This is a genomic window from Clostridium hydrogeniformans DSM 21757 (assembly GCF_000686705.1).
GTDB classification, from domain to species: Bacteria; Bacillota; Clostridia; order Clostridiales; family Clostridiaceae; genus Clostridium_Z; species Clostridium_Z hydrogeniformans.
Genome location: NZ_JMLJ01000013.1, coordinates 121,825 through 142,281, shown reverse-complemented (window position 1 = coordinate 142,281; position 20,457 = coordinate 121,825). Strand labels below are relative to the sequence as shown.

Annotated in this window: 17 protein-coding genes and 1 other annotated feature; of the genes, 3 read left to right on the top strand and 14 right to left on the bottom strand. The window is 29.5% G+C overall.

From position 1 onward, the window contains the following. Window positions 1-45: 45 nt before the first annotated feature. Both BR69_RS0108795 and BR69_RS0108790 read left to right on the top strand, forming a co-directional pair. Window positions 46-2,052, top strand: coding sequence for an ABC transporter permease (locus tag BR69_RS0108795; protein WP_027632858.1), 2,007 nt, complete (start codon window positions 46-48; stop codon window positions 2,050-2,052). 119 nt (window positions 2,053-2,171) lie between these two features. Next, complete coding sequence (locus tag BR69_RS0108790; protein WP_027632857.1) at window positions 2,172-4,109, top strand: FtsX-like permease family protein; 1,938 nt, start codon at window positions 2,172-2,174, stop codon at window positions 4,107-4,109. Window positions 4,110-4,153: 44 nt separating this feature from the next. Here BR69_RS0108790 and BR69_RS0108785 read toward each other — a convergent pair whose 3' ends face one another. Next, complete coding sequence (locus tag BR69_RS0108785) at window positions 4,154-5,629, bottom strand: NADP-dependent glyceraldehyde-3-phosphate dehydrogenase (RefSeq protein ID WP_027632856.1); 1,476 nt, start codon at window positions 5,627-5,629, stop codon at window positions 4,154-4,156. A 265-nt stretch (window positions 5,630-5,894) separates the two neighbouring features. Next, window positions 5,895-6,133: a binding site (T-box leader), on the top strand. A gap of 79 nt (window positions 6,134-6,212) precedes the next feature. On the opposite strand from BR69_RS0108785, the gene BR69_RS0108780 reads away from it, so the two are divergent. Continuing rightward, entirely contained in the window at window positions 6,213-7,475 is a 1,263-nt protein-coding gene (locus tag BR69_RS0108780) for a dicarboxylate/amino acid:cation symporter (RefSeq protein WP_027632855.1), read from the top strand. A 106-nt stretch (window positions 7,476-7,581) separates the two neighbouring features. On the opposite strand, the gene BR69_RS0108775 is transcribed toward BR69_RS0108780, so the two are convergent. From BR69_RS0108775 to BR69_RS0108715, 13 genes are all read right to left on the bottom strand, one after another. Continuing rightward, complete coding sequence (locus BR69_RS0108775) at window positions 7,582-8,517, bottom strand: aldose epimerase family protein (RefSeq protein WP_027632854.1); 936 nt, start codon at window positions 8,515-8,517, stop codon at window positions 7,582-7,584. Further along, a complete protein-coding gene (locus tag BR69_RS20245) occupies window positions 8,514-9,629 on the bottom strand; it encodes a galactokinase (protein WP_051623550.1) in 1,116 nt (371 codons plus the stop codon). The genes BR69_RS0108775 and BR69_RS20245 overlap by 4 nt, the downstream gene beginning before the upstream one ends. Window positions 9,630-9,690: 61 nt before the next feature. Further along, window positions 9,691-10,665, bottom strand: a complete 975-nt coding sequence (gene galT, locus BR69_RS0108765) for a galactose-1-phosphate uridylyltransferase (protein ID WP_027632853.1) — start codon at window positions 10,663-10,665, stop codon at window positions 9,691-9,693. 380 nt (window positions 10,666-11,045) lie between these two features. Further along, a complete protein-coding gene (locus tag BR69_RS0108760; protein WP_027632852.1) occupies window positions 11,046-11,672 on the bottom strand; it encodes a hypothetical protein in 627 nt (208 codons plus the stop codon). Between the two features lie 34 nt (window positions 11,673-11,706). Then, complete coding sequence (gene add / locus BR69_RS0108755; protein ID WP_027632851.1) at window positions 11,707-12,726, bottom strand: adenosine deaminase; 1,020 nt, start codon at window positions 12,724-12,726, stop codon at window positions 11,707-11,709. A gap of 242 nt (window positions 12,727-12,968) precedes the next feature. Then, window positions 12,969-13,112 carry a hypothetical protein gene (locus BR69_RS21810; RefSeq protein ID WP_160169943.1) on the bottom strand — a complete coding sequence of 48 codons (144 nt, stop codon included), beginning with the start codon at window positions 13,110-13,112 and terminating at the stop codon, window positions 12,969-12,971. Window positions 13,113-13,206: 94 nt separating this feature from the next. Beyond that, window positions 13,207-14,142, bottom strand: coding sequence for a MerR family transcriptional regulator (locus tag BR69_RS0108745; protein ID WP_027632850.1), 936 nt, complete (start codon window positions 14,140-14,142; stop codon window positions 13,207-13,209). A gap of 74 nt (window positions 14,143-14,216) precedes the next feature. Continuing rightward, window positions 14,217-15,158: a phosphoglycerate dehydrogenase gene (locus tag BR69_RS0108740; RefSeq protein WP_027632849.1), complete on the bottom strand. Its 942-nt coding sequence runs from the start codon at window positions 15,156-15,158 to the stop codon at window positions 14,217-14,219. A 278-nt stretch (window positions 15,159-15,436) separates the two neighbouring features. Further along, window positions 15,437-16,285: a 4Fe-4S binding protein gene (locus tag BR69_RS0108735; RefSeq protein ID WP_027632848.1), complete on the bottom strand. Its 849-nt coding sequence runs from the start codon at window positions 16,283-16,285 to the stop codon at window positions 15,437-15,439. 228 nt (window positions 16,286-16,513) lie between these two features. After that, entirely contained in the window at window positions 16,514-16,678 is a 165-nt protein-coding gene (locus BR69_RS0108730) for a zinc-ribbon domain-containing protein (protein ID WP_027632847.1), read from the bottom strand. Between the two features lie 176 nt (window positions 16,679-16,854). Continuing rightward, window positions 16,855-18,075: an amidohydrolase gene (locus BR69_RS0108725; RefSeq protein WP_207640761.1), complete on the bottom strand. Its 1,221-nt coding sequence runs from the start codon at window positions 18,073-18,075 to the stop codon at window positions 16,855-16,857. Window positions 18,076-18,362: 287 nt separating this feature from the next. After that, window positions 18,363-19,724, bottom strand: a complete 1,362-nt coding sequence (locus BR69_RS0108720; RefSeq protein ID WP_027632845.1) for an 8-oxoguanine deaminase — start codon at window positions 19,722-19,724, stop codon at window positions 18,363-18,365. A 12-nt stretch (window positions 19,725-19,736) separates the two neighbouring features. Further along, window positions 19,737-20,423, bottom strand: a complete 687-nt coding sequence (locus BR69_RS0108715) for a YczE/YyaS/YitT family protein (RefSeq protein WP_242840675.1) — start codon at window positions 20,421-20,423, stop codon at window positions 19,737-19,739. Window positions 20,424-20,457: the final 34 nt, after the last annotated feature.

Here is a 20,457-nt window from a genome sequence, read left to right as displayed (position 1 = left end):
GGAAATACAGTTGCAGACATGTAATAAGATAAGGAGGAATTTAAAGTGTCTTTATTTGATATAGCATTTAAAAATATTAAAAGAAATTTTCAAAACTATTTTCTATACTTTACATCTATAGCCTTTAGCATACTTATTTATTTTACCTTTACATCATTACAATTTAATGAGCAAATAGGAAAGGCTATGGGGGCAAAAGCTTCAATTTCAGGATTATTTAAAGGCTCTGCAGTAGTTATACTTGTATTTGCAGGAGTATTTATATGGTATTCTAACTCTTTCTTTACGAAAAAAAGAAAGAAAGAGATCGCTCTATACTCAATGCTCGGTTTAAAGAAAAAGCAAATAGGTAGAATGTTATTTTATGAAACAGTAGTAATGGGAGTTATTGCCCTTATTGTTGGTATAGCTTTAGGCTCTTTATTATCTAAAGGCTTTATAGCCTTATTATTTAAATTAATGGATCTTCAAGTTATGAAAACAATATCCTTTAGCGTACCTATGAAAGCCATAACTCAAACTATAGGGGTATTTGCTATTATATTCTTAATAATATCAATACATTCTTATAGTCTTATATATAGATTTAAGCTTATAGACCTATTTAGAGCTGAAGATCGTGGAGAATCTCAACCTAAAGTATCTACTATAATATCCTTACTTGGTGTTATAATGGTTGGATCTGGTTACTATTTCGCATCTAATATGTTTAAAAGTCCTGAGTTATATGCTTTACTTACAATAGTACTTACTATTTCAGGAACTTATATTCTTTTCTCATCTTTCGTTGTATTTATGATAAAGCAATTAAAGAAAAATAAGAAAAGATACTTTAATGGAATAAATATGATTGGAACCTCTCAGCTTCTTTATAGAATCAAAGGAAATGCTAGAACATTAGCAACTATTGCTATTCTTTCTGCCACTACCTTAACAGCTGTCGGTACAACATTTAGTATGTATTACTTTGCTGATAAAGAAGCAAGATCAAGTTCTCCTTATTCCTATGGTTTTGTTACTGAAAGAAAAACTCTTAATACCAATAAAGAAACTAAGTCTTTAGCAAATGAAAACTCTCTTCTTAAAGATTTTAAGAAGGATAATATAAATAAAGATTTTGAAAATATCACAAATAAATATCCTAAAAATAAAATTGAAGGTAAATATAAAATAAGTATTTTAGAAAAAGCTCTTATATTCCCAAAGACTGATCCAAAGGGTCCCAGTGAAGCTGAACAAACCATATCTCTTATAAATGAGAGTACAGCTAAAGATTTAATTAAAAATTCTAAATTAGATGTTAAGTTAAACTTAAAAGAAAAAGAAGCTTTTGTATTTGAAAGATTTGTTGGTTCAAAACTTGCTAAATCTTTTAAAGGAAAAACTTTTAAGTTAGGTAATGAGGCTTTAACAATATCTGGTGAATCAAGCGATGGATTACTACCAACTAATTTAATCTCTTTTAACTCTATAGTAGTAGTTAGTGACAATGTATTTAATAGGATTCAAAAATCTTCTGATAACTATTTAAATCTAAGCCTATATAATGTTAAAAATGAAACATCTGCAAAGGAGTTAACTGAAGAATTTAATACCCTTACTAAAAACACTTATAAGGATATATCAGAAAATACCTTTATGTTAAGTAGTGATTACTACACTCAATATAGGGCATCCATTGAAGGTAGCGGATTAATAGTATTTATAGGTGCCTTCCTTGGACTTGTATTCTTAATATGTACAGGAAGTATAATCTTCTTTAAACAACTTTCAGAGTCCAATGCTGATAAATTTAACTATGATATATTAAAGAAGGTTGGAGTAAGTAATAAAGAATTAAAGGGTTCTATATCAAAGCAAATAGGTATAGTATTCTTACTACCTTTAGTTGTAGGTATAGCTCACTCTACCTTTGCCCTAAAAGTTCTTGAAAGTGCACTTAGTATGAGCCTTCTAAAGCCAATACTAATAACATATGTAATATACTCAGTAATATACTTAATTTATTACTTCATTACGGTTAGAGCATACTATAAGGCTGTAACTCAATAATAAAAGTCCTAGCTAGTGTGCTAGGACTTTTTTAAAATTTTTATTATAATGTACTAAATTCTATGTTTTTATCTTATAATAATTCTTATATTAAATAAAATACTTAAAGGATGATAACTATGTTTTTAATATCAATTGCCCTTAAAAATGTTAAAAATAATTTATATGAAAACACCCTATATTTTGTTTCCTTAATATTTGGGGTAATATCCTATTATACATTTTCTTCTCTTAGTTACTTTAATGCTGAAGCTCTACTTGTAGAAGCTAATGCCTCAATTAACCTTACTTTTAAATCTGCCTCTGGGCTTATAATGTTCTTTTTAGTAATATTCATATGGTATTGTAACTTCTTTTTTATAAATAAAAGAAAGAAGGAGCTAGGTATATATTCTATTTTAGGTTTAAAAAAGAAACAAATATCATTACTTTTGTTCTTTGAAATATTATTTATGGGTTTATTTTCCTTAGCCGTAGGTATAACCCTTGGAATCTTATTCTTTAAGTTGTTTTTAATGATAGTTCTTAGTCTAATGGATATAAATCTTAGCCTAGGCCCTATAGTTATAGTACCTAATGCTATAACATCTACTATTAGGTTTTTTATCAGTATATTTCTTATAATATCTATAATTAGTTATAGAAGAATTAAAAAAACTTCTATAATAAACCTTATAAATGCTCATAGTCTAAAGAAAAGGAATTCTAAAATATCAGTTGTTTTATCCTTATTTTTTATAGTGTTATTATCTCTTGGATATTATATATTCTTTAAAGGTTTCTTTACTATTTCTCCTATGGTGTTTGTAGGCATGGCTATTATACTTTTTAGTACCTATGGCTTATTTTCTAATATCATACTTATATTTATAAAACTTTTATCTAAAACTAAAAGATTTTACTATAGAAACTTAAATATGATATCCTTATCTGATTTATTATTTAGGCTAAAACAAAACTCAAAAACCTTTGCTTCTATATCTTTACTTATAGCATCACTTATTTTTATATCCACTATGGCCTTTGTAATATATAACAATGACATTACTGGATTTAAATCGGAATCTCCTTTTGATTTTATATATCTATCAGAGAGGGAAGATTTAGATAAAAATGTTAATGAAATTTTCTCTAAATATAAGGAGCATACTATAATAAATGACATAAAAATATCTTTCTTTTCAACAAAAGGAATATACCCTTCCATAGGTACATCTACGTTTCTTCAACCTGACTATGATGATACTGTACATGATATAAATGTATTATCTGAAAGAGATTTTAAAAAACTACAGTCTACCCTAGGTAGGAATGAGTATCTAGATTTAGACCTGTCCCCAAATGAATCTCTTTTTGTTTATGGAAGGTCCCTAAATGAAAACTATACTAAACCTAACATAGATGATGTTTTACTTATAGATCTTAGTGAAAGATTTAAGGTAAGAAAAGCCATAAAAAACAAACTATTAGATATGAGTTTATACTCCTTTATAGTGATAAATGACGAATCATTTAATAGATTATATCCTAAAAAAGATTTAAAACACCTTAGATGTTTAAGCTATGAAAACTTCGAAAGATCTCCTGAATTATCTCAAGAGCTTTCTTACTATATATCAAAAAACTCTACTGAAGAGCAAAATAAATATCTAAATTCTTCTTATATATACTATGAGGGAAAAACTAAGTTTTCTGGGATTTATATCTTTATAATTCTATTCATAGTATTTATACTTTTAATCTGCTCTGGTAGTATTATATTCTTTAGTCAGCTTACCCAAGCTGAAGATGAGGTAGAAAAATTTAATCTTCTTAAGGGCCTAGGAGTATCAAAAATAGACATTATATCATCTATTAAAAAACAAACAAAAATGTTATTTCTTCTTCCATTTTTGGTAGGTGTGGCACATGCAACCTGTGGCATTCTTATATTAAATCATATATATACATTAAAATTAAATATATTCTATTTTATAATTATACTATTTGCTTTAATATATTATATTTATTATGTTTACACAGTTAAAGCCTATTATAAAATAATAACTAGAAGATAAGAAAAAGATGTTAAGCAATTGCTTAACATCTTTTTTCTAATTTATTATTCTACATTATTTAAATTTAAAACTATAGCTTTTGGTCTAGACATTGCTTCTATTGAATATCTTATACCTTGTGTTCCCATACCTGATGCCTTAACTCCAAGGAACGGGAAGTGGTCTGGTCCTCTTTCTGGCTTATTATTTACTTGAACTGTTCCTACTTCAAGCTTATTAGCTATGTAGAAAGCTTTATCTATATTCTTTGTAAATACACATCCTTGAAGACCGTAATCTGATTTATTTGATATCTCTATAGCTTCTTCTATACTACTAATTCTTATTATAGGAAGTACTGGTCCAAATGGCTCATCCCAAGCAAGTCTCATATCTAAAGTTACATTATCAACTAATGTTGGATATACTAGACTTCCTTCTCTGTTTCCTCCAACTAGAACCTTAGCCCCCTTTTCCTTAGCATCAGTTATAAGAGATTCAACAAACTCTGCTGACTTTTCACTTATTAGATTAGATACTACAACCCCTTCTTCTCTAGGATCTCCTACCTTTAACTTTTCAACCTTTGCCTTAACCTTAGCAACTAGTTCATCTGCTATGCTGTCCATAACTAATATTCTCTTAACAGCAGTACATCTTTGACCTGAGTAAGAATATGCTCCTGATACTATGTTTGTTGCAGCTTCATCTAAATCTGCATCTTCTAATACTATAGCAGCATCCTTTCCACCAAGTTCAAGAAGAAGTGGCTTCATAGCTACTATTTTAGATAAGTGTTGTCCTACCTCTGTGCTTCCTGTGAAGTTTATGAAATCTATCTTTTCATGAACTGCTAAATAGTCTCCTATTTCACTACCCTTACCAGTAATAGTATTTAAAACTCCTGCTGGAACTCCTGCTTTATTAAATACCTCTGCTAGGTATAATGTTGCTATACTTCCTTGTGTTGGTGGCTTTAATACAACAGAGTTTCCTGCTGCTAAAGCTGGTGCTATTTTAGATGCTGAAAGGTTTATTGGATAGTTAAATGGTGCTATTGCAAGAACTACTCCAAGAGGTACTCTTGTAACAACAGATATTTTATTCTTCTTCATTCCTGGGAAGCTATCTGCTGGTATAGTTTCTCCTCCCATTTGCTTAGCAGCATCTGCTGTAAATCTTATAAAGTCTGCTGTTCTTTGAACTTCTGATGCACAGCTCTTCTTATCCTTAGCTATTTCAAGTACTAATATATCAGCAAGCTCTTCTACGTGCTCTTCTAAAATATCAGCTGCTCTATTTAATATATCTACTCTTTTATTTATAGGAGTTTCTGCCCAAAGCTTTTGAACCTCTGCCGCATTGTCTATAGCTTTATCTACTTCTTCTTTGCTCATAGCTTGAATGCTTCCTAAATAATTACCATCTATAGGTGACTTTATATCAATTGTTTTTCCTGTTGAACTTTCAATCCATTCTCCATTATAAAGATTTTTAAACACCTTATCCTGATGTAAATCTTTGAATTGTTCTTTATTCATAGTTTATCCTCCTTTAAAATCCTCATCATTAGATTGTTCCAAACATAATTTTTTATGCGAAATTTACGATTAACATGTTTTTATTATACCCCTATTAGGTATATATATCAACCTTTATTTTCATCTAATAATGATTATTATTTGCCCAATACTGTAATTGAAAATGTTTACCATGTAAATTTCATTATTATTACTTATTTTTTCTTATTGCTTTAAATTTATTTTTATATTATAATTTAATCAATTCCTAGTAATCAGATATGAATTAAACACTATGATTAGGAAAAGTACAATATATACCTTAAACAGAGAGAGACTTTTAAGCTGAGAGAGTCTTATAAGAAGTTATATTGGAAGTGCCCCTATGAGTGTTAAGCTGAAATTTTTAGTAAGCTTTTACGGATTCTCCCGTTATAGAGATAGGGTATTTAATGTACCCCAAAAAAGGTAAGCCTTATTAAGGCTTAAAAAGAGTGGAACCGTGGATATTACTCCGCCTCTTAAATTTATTTAAGAGGTGGGTTTTTTTTATCTATAATTAAAATTATTAAAATAAATTTGTTTTTACAAAGGAGGATTTTAAATGGGACTAATTTTATCAATCTTAGTTTTAGTTCTACTATTTGCACTTAAACAAAAAGAAGTGTTATTCGGTAGACGAGTATTAATTGCCATGGCTTTAGGAATTGCTTTTGGTATTTTCTTTCCCTCAACTGCCCCTAACTTAGATGTTGTTGGACAGGTGTACATTAAATCAATAAAAATGATAGTTATGCCTTTAGTTGTAAGTGTTATTATAGCTAGCATGACTTCTGTGGAAGACAAGAATAAACTTAAATCTTTAGGTTTAAAAACAATCTTCTGGTTACTATTTACTACTCTTATAGCTGCAGTAATTTCTTTAATAGTTACTTTAATAATAAATCCTGGTAAGGGAATGACCTTTGTTATGGATGAAGCCTTTAAAGCAAGAGAAATTCCTACTTTAAAGCAAATATTCTTAGATATGGTACCTTCAAATCCTATAGAAGATATGGCAAAGAATAAGATGATTCCTGTTATAGTATTTTCAGTACTTATAGCTTTAGGAATAACTCATGAAAGCGAATTTGCATCCAATATAGTAAAACCAGTGAAAGACTTTTTCAAAGGTTTCTCAAAGGTTATGTTTAGAGTTACCTCTATGGTACTTGAATTAACACCTTATGGAGTATTTGCTCTTATGATGGGAGTATCAGCGAAATACGGACTAAGCTCTCTTATACCACTGGTTAAAGTTATTTTAGTTATATATATAGCTTGCTTAATACAAATTATATTTGTTCACGGAGGACTTCTTCTATTTGTAGGAAAAACAAACCCTATAGAGTTCTTCAAAAATATAAATAAAGCTTTAATAGTTGCATTCACAACCAGAAGCAGTTATGGTACTCTTCCTATAACTATAAGAGTTCTTACTCAAAATGTTAAGGTTCCTGAGTCTACAGCAAACTTTGTGGCTCCAATAGGTGCAACAATGGGTATGAATGGTTGTGGTGGAATCTACCCTGTTATGGTAGCTATATTTGTAGCTAATGTATTTAATATACCTATGGGATTATCAAATTATCTATTACTAATATTCGTAACTACAGTAGCATCTATAGGAACTGCTGGGGTTCCTGGTACAGCCTCCATAATGGCAACAGTTGTTCTAACTGCTTTAGGACTTCCTATAGAAGGACTTGCTATGCTTATGGGTATAGATGTAATTCTTGACATGATGAGAACATTAACAAATGTTAGTGGTTCTTCAGTGGTAACTTATCTTGTATCAAAATCAACTAATAAAGAAGAAACAGCTTAATATAATGAAAATATATTAACTACTAAAAAACAGATGCCTATATTAAATTAATAAGGCATCTGTTTTTTATGCTTATAGGCGTTTAATAAATCTGTCTATAAATATATTAATATTCTTCAACCTTAATCCCTATAGTCCAAAGTTTTTCTTCATAGGGATCTAATGAACTTTCTTTATTAAACTTTTCTGCTATGGTTAAAGAATCATAAAAAGCAGAACAAGGCTCTAGGGCCACATTATATTCTCCCTTAAAGCCACCCTTATTAATCCATACTCCTAAGTAAGGATTTTTATCTATATCATATTTAATAATAAGTTTGAACTTTTCATCCTTATAATTTAATCCTACAAAACCTCTCTCCATAGGGTGATTTACGTAAAACTTATAAAAACTATTTTCATTGTAATTTTGCAGTTTACTAAGATCCATCTTTCCTTCTGAACTTATAGGAAAACTATGAACCTCTCCTTCTTCTCCTAAAATATCACTATCCTTTACATTGATTATGGATTCACAATAGGGAATAATAAGCTCTGTATTATTATTAAATACATTTAAAGGATGAAGTGCCCAAATATATTTCACTTTTTTATTACATAGATTATATAGCTTATAATCTATAACTAAACTCTTATCATCTTTTATACAAACCTTCTTAATAAACCTTAATGGAAGACTTTTAAGATCTACCTCTCCTTGTATATAAATTTCATTTATATCTATTTCAATCTCCCTACTCCAAACTTCACCATGATCAGAAAGATTTTTTCCATGAAACTCTCCTCCATTATAAATACATGAATCTATGGTAGGTAGCATATCATCACAACCTGAGGTATCATAGTCTTCAAACTTTTCTCCTAATACCTTTGGGATCTTATACTCATTCTTTTTAGGCATAGAGAATAGCTCCATGTTTTTATCCTTATATATAAATGAAGCTAATTTCATTCCAAGACTTAAAAATTTAGCTTCTATATTTTCACTTTCTAAAGTTATACAGTCCATATTTAAATGCTTATCTTTATATATTTTTATCATAATACTTCCCTAACCCCATTATTAATATTACATATATAGAAATCACAATTAAGACCTGTTGTATTTTTATACCCTTTTGATACCTTATCTTTAAACTCTTCACTATTATCCTTATGGACAAGACTTATATTACATCCTCCGAAACCTGCCCCAGTCATCCTACTTCCAATACATCCCTTAACCTTTAATGCCTCTTGAAAAATTGTATCTAATTCTAACCCTGTTACTTCATAATTATCTCTTAGAGATATATGAGACTTAACCATAAGCTGTCCAAAGTCTTCTATGAATCCATTGCTTAAGGCTGCCTTAGCTAGAGAAACCCTATGGTTTTCTGAAATAACATGAGTTAGCCTTTTTAATATATTGTGATTTTTTATAAGATAACTATACTCTTTGAATTTCTCTAATGTTAATTCACACAATGTATTTATAGAAAGCTTTTCTTTTAATATAAGTAATCCTTCATTACACTCCCTAAGTCTTGTGTTATACTCTGATTTTATAAGTTCTCTTGGCTTATTAGTATTTACAATTATAAATCTATAGTCTCTTAAATTCATAGGAACATAATTAAATTCTAAGGTATCACAATTTAACATAATGGCATTATCTTTTTTTCCCATAGCTACTGCAAATTGGTCCATTATTCCACAGTTAACCCCAATAAAGTTATTTTCAACAGACTTACACAAAACAGATATATCTTTTTTACTTAAGTTAATATTAAATAAAGAACATATTCCATAAGCAGTGACAACCTCCATGGCTGCTGAAGATGATAGTCCTGATCCTAGAGGTATACTGGAAGAGTATCTGGCATTAAATCCTTTAGATATATTAAACCCCTTATCTATTAAAGCTTTGATAACTCCCTTAGGATAGTTAGTCCAACGATTATTTTTATTAAACACTATATCTTCTTTTAAATTAAACCTCTCAGCATAATCTACATTTTCCGAAGAAAGTACTATCTCTTCATCTTCTCTCTCTTCTAAAGTTAACTTTATATTTAAATCCAGGGCTGCTGGAAGAACCATTCCTCCATTGTAATCTATATGTTCTCCTATAAGATTTACTCTCCCTGGACAAACAAAGCTTCTACTGCCCAAAACCTATTCCCCCTCACTTAATAACTCTACATTATTTTTAAATATAAAATAATTCTTAATTTTAATCATGTACACTCTTATATCTTTTATAGGCTTCCCTAAGTTCCCTTGATGTTTCTTCAACAGACCTTGGATTGCAAACTGCTCCTACAGATACCTCAGAGGAGGCATTAAACTTCACCTTATCCTTTGACCTCATAGGTGGATAAAACTCTATATGAAAATGATAATAATCACTACTATCTTCTGAATTTACTGCTCCTTGATGAATTCCCATCATATATGGAAATTCCATGTGAAATAGCTCATCCATAGTTCCTACTGTCTCCTTAAGGATTAATCCTAAATTTCTTCTCTCATTCTCACTAAATTCAAGTAAATTATTTCTATGCTTTTTACTTGCAATAAACATCCCATAAGGATAATCTGAAAAGAAAGGTATATAGGTTATAAAATCTTCATTTTCAATTATTATTCTATCTTCAAGTCTTAGTTCTTCTTTAGTGATTTCACATATTAAACACTTTTTGTTTTCCTTATAATAATTCTTACAGTTATCTAGTTCTATTTTTATCTTTTGTGGAATAAATGGATATGCATAGATTTGACCATGGGGATGTGGCATTGTAACTCCAACCAACTCTCCCCTATTTTCGAATATGAGTATATATTTATGCTTACTGTTCTTTGATAACTCCCTATATCTATCTGTCCACAAATCTACTAATTTATTTACGTGATCTGTGGATAACTCCCATAACTTTGCATCATGTTGTGGAGAATATAGTACAACCTCACATTTACCATAAGATTTTTCTGTCTTATATATATTTGAGTTAAACTTTTTATCCTCTTCTGGATCCTCCATAAGTGCTGGAAAGTCATTGTCATATATATAAACATCATAATTTTCTGGCACCTTTCCTGAACCTATACAAAATGGACACCAGTCCTTGGGCATCTGAGGCCTATTTTGTCTATGAGAAGCTACCATTGTCCAATCATTAGTTAACGGATTATATCTTAATTCAGCCATAGTAATCCCCCTTAGAAAACCTTTTCTTATTTATTATTTTACCACAAATATCCTAATCATAATATTAATATTCGAAAAATTCTATATATTAATAAAATTTTAACATTCTTTTTTTATTCAAAGTACCCTTAAATTCAATAACAGAACTCTTATTTAAGCCATACTTTTTAAACAAATAACTTTATAGCTTAAAAAGTATAGCTATTGATAATTTTTATCCTATATTTTAAAATACATTATACTTATAAACTATTTAAATAATTTTATATTAAATAAAAAAAACTATATAGCAAACATTTTTAAACTGTCTACTATATAGGTACATTTTAATATAATAAAAACCTAGAACTTTTACTATAAAATATTATCTTTTACTGAAACTATCTATATACAATATCATTCATTTTTTCTGCATGTTGAAACTCACAGGATTTACCGTTATATAATATTTCTACTCCATCTACCCATTTCCCCTTATATTCTCTTTGAAGAGAATTTTCAAGTAATATAGTAGAATTAACTGTCCCTCCTGTTGATCCCTGGAAAATTTGATTCCAAGAACTTTTATCTGTAATGTTATTTTTCTCTATTAAATTTAATACCATAATATCTTTATTTTCTACTTTTTTAAAACTTACATCAATGGGTAATCCCTTAAAATATTTTTCTCTAGTCTTATTTACTATTATTTTGGCCTTATCTTCCATAGGCTTATCACTAGGAAGTTTAAAGTCATATGATGTCTTTTTCTCGTAAGTATTTACATCTACATCATATATAGTAAATAATTCTTCTTTTATACCTTTATCTGTATTAATCTTTTGTACATTTTCATTAGAAACATTGTTAACTAAATTATTGCTTTCATCTTTATCTTTTTCTTTAATAGTATTTAAAGTTATATTTTCTTCTTTAGGCTTTTCTTCTTTTTTATCATTGCTGCCACAGCCTACAAAAACTGTAAAGCATAGTATAAATACAACTAATATTTTACTTATACCTTTCATAAAATTCATCTCCTAAAAAAATTAAAATTTTAACTTATCTATCCCACACTTCTCTTAACTCTGTACTTAATTTATGTTTTATAGAATCACTTTCAAAAATAGAATTAATTCCATTCTTTATAATACTATATGCATCCTCTTCACTTAAGTGCTGATTTTCTATTAAATTATAATATTCTTCAGTAAGACTTATATCTGAAACAGTTCTGTTATCAGTATTTAATGTAACCTTAAGTCCCTTATCTAAATATTCCTTTATAGGATGGGTTTTGTAGGACTCCGTTGCCTTAGTATCAATATTACTTTTAATACATATTTCTAAAGGAATCTGCCTTTCTCTTAGAAGATTAACTATATTCTCATTCTTATAAGCATAGACCCCATGGCCTATTCTACTGGCTCCAAGAATATCTATAGATTTAACTATATTATTTTCAATCCCTGTCTCTCCTGCATGTATGGTTATATTTAAGCCATATTCCTTTGCCATATGAAAGGCTTCTTTATGTAATTCCGGCGGAAAATCTTCTTCATTACCAGCTAAATCAACTGCTACTACACCCTTATCCTTATATTTATTAGTTAATTCAACTATGGTTTTAGAATCCTTAGGTTCCATATGTCTCATGCAACAAAGAATTACTCTTCCTATTATATTAAACTCTTTTTCTCCTTCTTTAACCCCATCTAACACAGCTTCTACCACCTCTTCTAATGATAAGCCCTTATTAACATGTAGTAGTGGTGCAAATCTTATCTCTATATATCTTATTCCATCTTTAGATGCATCCTCTAATAACTCTTTAGTTATTCTCTTTATGTTTTCTCTAGTTTGCATAACCATTGATGGAATTACAAACTTATTTAAATACTCCTTTAAAGAATCACAGTCTCCCTTTATCTTAACTCTCTCTTGAAAACTATCTAAGTCCTTTTCTTCTATATCTAAACCTTCCTTCAAAACTAGTTCAAAAAGAGTTTCTACTCTTACACTTCCATCTAAATGGCAATGTAACTCTGTTTTAGGAGCATGCTTTATCTTATTAAAATCTATCATTTTCATTAATCCTCCTTAATTTTTATATATCTTATCATTTACCTAGGTTATTTTCAAGTATAATACTCTTTGCCCTTTATTTCTAAACCATATAATTAATATATCCCCTACACATATCATATTATGTGGAAAGATATATTAATTATAAAAAAAGCTTAAGAAAAATTCTTAAGCTTTTTTTATATAAGTCTAATTTATTTTTGAAGGTTTAATACTTATAAGTAATAATAAAGAAATCACTAATCCCAAAAAGGACATACTGCTAAAAATCTTTTTAATTCAGAAAAAACCATCATATTACTACAGTTATAACATCTTATCTCTGACTTTAATATCCGCTTATAAAGAGGTATGTCTACGGACCTACAATAAGGACATTTCATAGCTTCCTTCCTCCATAATAAATATTAAATAACTTTAAACTTCACTCTTAAAAGTATTATACCATCATTATATTTAAAGTTTTCACACCTTACATTACCCTATAATATATGGAACCCCTTCTTTATCATAGGACATATTAAGTGATCTTTCTATATTCTCCACTGAACTTAAGTATGCTACATACTCTTTACTTAAAACTCTAAAGGATTCCTTAAATTCTTCATAGGTTCCATTTTCCTTAAGCATATCTTCCAAGGTCTTATTTCTCTTTTTGCTCTTTAAATACATAGCTCTATACTTTTTGTCACTACTTACGTTATTAAGAAATTCTAATATTCCTGCCTTAATCCTCTCTATCTCTATACTATCATTATTAATAACAGATAAAATTGTATTTCTTTTCTCCTTTTTAAGTTCTAATAAGATATCCTTGTCTAAAGTATCTAATAAGTTATCCATATCCTTAGGTATCTTATAATTGCTTAAAGTGTCTAGATACCTTACTACCTTTTTAAAAGCTTCCTTTTTATTTTCTGAATCTAATTTAATATTTAAAAAATGTCCTAATTGGAAAATCACAAGCTTTCCATAATTTCCCGGAAAAAACCTTATAAGCTTATAATTTATATACTCCTCATCCATTTCTTCTTTCTTCTTTTCTATAATATCCACTATTTTCATTACATATTCTATTACAATTTCCTTGTCTTTATTCCATACATCTTCTATATCAGAAATAATATTATTTATTATTTTAGAATCTTCAGCACTTATATTTAATGAACTTAACCTTTCTTTTATAGCTTCAATTAACCTTATTCCATTACCTATTAACTCTTTTATAATTTTAATGCTAAATCCTAATATACTTAATCCATCTATTAGCTTAGCTATTTTCAAATCCTTATCTTCATAAATTCTTTGGCCATTATTTTTATTTTTTTCCGGATTTATTAATCCCTCATCTTCATAAAACCTTAGTTGTCTCTTAGTTAAACCTGTTATTCTAGACGCCTTGGTTATATTCAAAGGTAATCACCTCCATATTCTTAGATATACCTATAAGTTAATAGTAAAATACCTTTGACAGAATAAGTCAAGTCTTAATAACCTCTAGTTATATCAACTAAATTTAATAATTCATTTCCTTCCATATACCTTTTAAGATTCTCAAAGTAAAGATTCCATCTTCTTTCGTCCATGGTTTCAGATATCCAAGAATTGTGACAAGTTATAACTACATTATCTATATTCCAAAGAGGACTATTTTCTTTAAGGGGTTCCTCCTCGAAAACATCTAATGCTGCTCCAAGTAGTTTGCCTTGCTTTAGATGTTCTATTAAATCCTCTTCCTTAACTATTGACCCCCTGGAAATATTTATAAATATAGCATCCTCCTTCATCATATTAAGCTTATTTTTATTTATACAATGATGAGTTTCTTTTGTGTAAGGTAGGGTTACTACTATAACATCACTCTCCCTCAAGACCTTATCTAAATCCTCCATAGGATAACAATGATTAAAAAGTTCTACTTGAGTTCCCTTAGTGTTAACCCCTATAACTTTTGTACCAAACCCTTGTAATCTTTTTGCTGCCTCTTTGGCAATGGATCCAGTACCTATAAACCCTATGGTTTTCCCGAAAATCTCCCTAACTTTAAAATCCATATGCCACTTTTTCTTCTCTTTATTTTTATAAGAATAAAATCTTCTCTTATATAATTCTAGAATATTAAGGATTATCCACTCTCCCATAGGTATTCCATATCCACCCTTATTATTTGTAATTGTTAGGTTTCTTATATGATTTTTGGGTACCTGATCAAATCCAACACTAGATAATTGTATCCATTTTAAATTTTTCATTTTTGATATATCTAATCTGTCAAAAGGGTTATAGCAAACTAATACCTCTATATCCTCCATATAAGGCTTAAACTCTATAGAATTTTCCTTTTCATAAAATACTTCGTATCCTAAAGCCTCTATATCTTTTTTATACTTATCCTTAACTCCAAAGGTAATAAGACATTTTTTCTGCATCTGTTCAACTCCTTCTATAATTAAATTTATCCTATATAATGGAATTATATCATTAAACTTAATTTAAATAATGTTTTAATCCATATAAATTTTAAATAATCCCAATTAACACTTATTTTATTTCATTCCTAGCCTAAAAGTAATTATTATACTCATAAACTCTATAAAAAACAAAAAGTTATATGTACTAGTATATAGATATATAATATCTATAATTATAACTAATACATATAACTTTTATCCCTAACCTATAAAGTATTATTCATGTTTACTTTAGGCTATATTATTGAAGATATAAATTTCTCTTCTCCTACCCTCTCTATAACGTGACATATTCTTTCTCCTGGATTTCCCATAGTCCTATATGAAGTAAGTATTTTTCTAACTACTGACTCTATTTCATCCTCTGAAAATGCTCTTCCGAGGTTTGTTCCAAATCTATAAGACCTTCCAAATCTTCCTCCAATGTATATATGACAACCTGTTTCCTTTGCTTCTACAGCTCCTAATTTACATGCCCTAAAACAGTTTCCACAGTCTACACATTTTTCTTCATGAAAAACTATAGCTCCTTCTTTAACTTCGAGAGCTCCTTGCCTGCAAAACTTTACACATCTTCCACAGCCAATACATTTAGAGTAATTAAATTTAGGTGAAGTAATTCCTATTATACCTATATCATTTAAATTAGCTTTCGAACAATTGTTAGCACACCCTGCTATTCCTATTTTACACTTAGATGGAGTATCCTCTGCAAAGTGTTCATTAGCTAAACTATTACATATCCCTTGAGTATCTATGTTTCCATGTAAACACACTGTACCCTTACATGCTACTAGTGGTCTTAATTTTTTACCAGTTCCACCGTGTCTTAATCCAAGCCTTAAGGCTTCCTCTCTTACTTTATCAATATCACTTTCCTTTATCCATGGCACTTCTACACATAACCTAGTAGTGAAGCCAATATATCCCCTACCATATTTATCTGCTATTTCACTTATGCCCTTCATTTCTTCAGTGGTCATATTTCCAGCCTTTGAGATAAATCTTAAGGAATAGTAATCATTGTCACTTTGAAGTAAAAAGCCTTCCCCTTTAAGTTTTGTTATTTTATCTTTTCTTTCCATACACTCACCCCGTTATTATTTATATCCCCCTTCCATTATAACTTTTTAAAATATTAATAATACTATATCTTTCCTAATAACAACCATTAGCTTTTACTTATTAAAATCCCTATAACCATTATGTTTCCTAGAAACTTTTATATATAACTTTATATTATTCTGTATTATATAAATTCATAGCAAAAAACCCTATAGATATATCTATAGGGTTTAAAGATAAAAATCTTATTATCTTCTGAATCCTCTGTTGTTTTGTTGCTTTCTAGCTCTTCTACAATCTGGACATCTTTGTGGCTCATTTTCGAATCCTTTTTCCTTGTAGAACGCTTGCTCTCCTTCAGTGAATATAAAGTCCTTTTCACAATCCTTACATACGATAGTCTTATCTGCCATTTTAACATTCCTCCTCGGGTTATAATAAGATCTTAAATTGTTTAACATTTCTTTTTTAGAGGAATGTTAACATTAAAAATCTTATGCTTTTATATCTTAATTTAAAGCATGAAATCATTTTACCATTAAGTGTTAGAATTTTCAACTATATTTGCAATAATTTTCATTATTTTCTATCAATTTAACTTACCTGAAACCAGGTTACCCTTAAACATAACAGCATGTCTTGGCTTTCTTCTAGCTATAACCTCTGCTGAGCAAGAAGCGTCTATAAATACTATATTAGCTTCCTCTCCTATTTTAGGCCAAACCCTCTCTCCTTTTTCATCTAATGGTGTCCTTCCATTAGTTATAAATCCTAATGCCCTTGTTAAAGAATACTCATCAATCCAAAAGAACTTTTCTGCCATTCTACTAGCTTTTTGGACTAAGTCTCCTGTACCGAAAGGACTCCAGTGATCATTTATATTATCATTAACTATATAGGTTTTTACTCCTCTTTCATATAGTAATGGTATTGGCGGAGTAGGTGCATCTATAGGACAAGTACTTGCAACACTTACATTTAATGATGCTAATCTATCTATTAAATCTCTTACTTCCTCTTCTGGTCCATTTCCCATACAAAAACCATGGCTTACATTGACTCTGCCTTGCCATCTAGCCTCTTCAGTAAGATCTAATAACCTATTAATAGTATAAACACCTAAATTTCCTCCATCATGTATATGTATATCTACATCTGAATTAAACTCTACTGCCATATCCATCATAGTTTCAAGAGACTTTTCTATCTTTCCATCAATAGTTGCAGGATCCAAACCTCCAACTACGTTAGCTCCCCATCTCATAGCATCCTTCATAAGATTAGTAGAATTACTTCTTAGTAGTCCATGCTGTGGGAAAGCCACTAATTCATAAGTTATCTTATCTTTAAAATTTTCAAGGGCCTCTTTAACTTTTTCTAAGTTTTTAAGCCCAATAACAGGATCCACATTACAGTGAACTCTAGCATGTGTAACTCCATTAGTTGTTATTAATTTTAAAAGTTCTTCTGCTCTATAAGTAGTTTCTGGAAGAAATTTTTCTAAAAATCCTTCTTCCTCTATTATTCTATCTGCTACTCCCTTAAAAGGTGTGCAAGCCTTCCACTGCCCTCCAAAGTGTCCCTTATCTAAATGTATATGATTATCTGTGAAGGATGGTAAGGCTAAAAGTCCCCCTACATTTATAACTTCATCCTCATATTCCTGAATTTTTTCCTTTTGAATTTTAATTATTTTTCCATTCTCAACTAATATATTGTATTCATTAGTTATGGTAGTCTTAACCCCTTCATTATTTTCATTAAATCCATCTTCTAATAAAACATTTCTAAGCCAAAACCTATTGTTCAAAAAAATACCCCCTAATTTAACTCTTAAATATAATTGTAATCTATTACAATATATTATATTACATTATTTATATTAATCTAGGATTTTATAATCTAATATCTTAGATTAACCAAAGTTAACTTTATAAGGGTTTAATACCCCCTCTTAACCTATCAATAAAAAACACCTTTGACTTATCTTTCTTTAAATAAATATATAAGTTAATTTTAAAACTTAAAATCCTATGGAATAAATGATAAAAACCACCTAAAAGTCAAACTCTTAAAGGTGGTTTTTATCATTTATACTTAAGCCTTATTTATTAATTTTTCTACAGCTAAGTTAGCTTCTCTTGTTATCTTTTCCTCGTCTATTGATACAAGTTTTCCATCCTTAACTACCACATTACCATTTACTACAGTATAGTCTACAGCTCCTTTTATACCAACAGTTCCAAGAACTGATTTAGGGTCATATTGAGTTCCCACAAGCTCTAGCCTATTAGTATTTATCATAAATAAGTCTGTTGCCTTTCCTACAGAAAGCTCTCCAATATCATTTCTTCCAAGTATTCTAGCACTTCCCTTTGTAGCTATCTTTAAAATATCATAACCTGTTGGAGCATTTTTACTAGAATTTAACCTATGAAGAAGATATGAAACCCTAAGCTCTTCTAATAGATTTGATCCATCATTACTAGCACTTCCATCTACTGCAAGTCCTACAGGAACATCTAATTTAAGCATTTCTGGAATTCTTGCTATACCTGAGGATAGTTTCATATTTGATATAGGACAATGTGCTACCCCTGTTTTAGTATCTGCTAATCTTTTAAGCTCATCATCATTAAAATGTATACCATGGGCATACCATACATCTTCACCTATCCATCCTAAGCTTTCCATATATTCAAGAGGCCTCATGCCAAACTTTTCTAAGGTAAATTTCTCTTCATCCTTTGTCTCAGCTAAATGAGTGTGTAATCTAACTCCAAGATCCCTGGCAAGATTTGCAGATTCTTTCATAAGATCTCCTGTTACACTAAAGGGAGAACAAGGTGCTAAAACAACTTGTCTCATGGAAAAATCTTTTCTATCATGGTACTTCTTAACTAATCTCTCAGAATCATATAGTATTTTGTCTATGGACTGCACCACTGAATCTGGAGGAAGTCCTCCGTCCTTTTTACTTAATGACATACTTCCTCTTGAAGCATGCATTCTTATTCCAAGTTCTGTAGCAGCTCCAAATTGAACATCTATAAGTTCCTCACTAGCATCCTTTGGAAAAACATAATGATGATCAAAGCAAGTCGTACATCCACTCTTCATAAGCTCACCCATTCCAACTAAAGAACTGTACCTTATGGTTTCAGAGTCTAATCCCTTCCATATTTCATAAAGAGTTATAAGCCAATCAAATAGTTCCATATTTTGAACTTTAGGCAAATTCCTTGTAAATGTCTGATATAAATGGTGATGAGTATTTATAAGTCCTGGATATACTATCATATCCTTTCCATCTATAACTTCATCTGCTTCAAATATATCTTTACCTATATATTTTATTATTCCATCCTCAGAGTATAAATTAACATTTTTAAAAACATTATCCTCCTTATCACAGGTTACTAAACTTCTTATATTTTTTATTAATAACTTCTTTGACATCTCTAATACCCCCTAATTGTTAAGATTCATATTGCTTTTTTCTCTTTTACTATTTATAAGTATATCCTTAAAGGTGTAATGATTTTTTGTATCAAAATCATATTTAAGGACCTTAGCTGCAAATTTAATAGCATAACCAAGAGAAAGTGCAGCTATAACAGTCCCAAATCCAAAAGGACCCTTAAGAATTAATCCTCCAATTAAAGCAAAAATTTCTAATGCTGCTCTTATATATATTACTGAAACTTTTGTCCTAGTTATTAAATACTCCATTAGAGCATCCCTTGAGCCTACCCCTATTCTGGTTTTCAAAGATATAACTATTCCAAAACCAAAAATTATTATACTTGAGAATAGCATTATTAATTGCATAAATAAGGTTTCAGGTGTATTTATCCCAAATTTAAAAACAACATCTATAAAAAACCCTATAAAATAAGCATTTAAAATAGTACCAACTCCAGGTATCACCCCTTTATACCAAGTAAAAATAAGCAATATAAAAGCAATTATTTGTGATGCTTGTCCTAAAGTAATAGGTATATAATTAGTCATTCCCACTTGAAGCACATCCCAAGGACTCGCTCCAACTCCACATTGAACTGCTAAAACTATACCTAAACCACATAAAAATAATCCTAAAATATTGATTACTATTCTACTTACCCATTGATACAAATTAAGCTTTTCCTTTATCATAATAATTCCCCCTTAAGATATAAATAAACTCCCC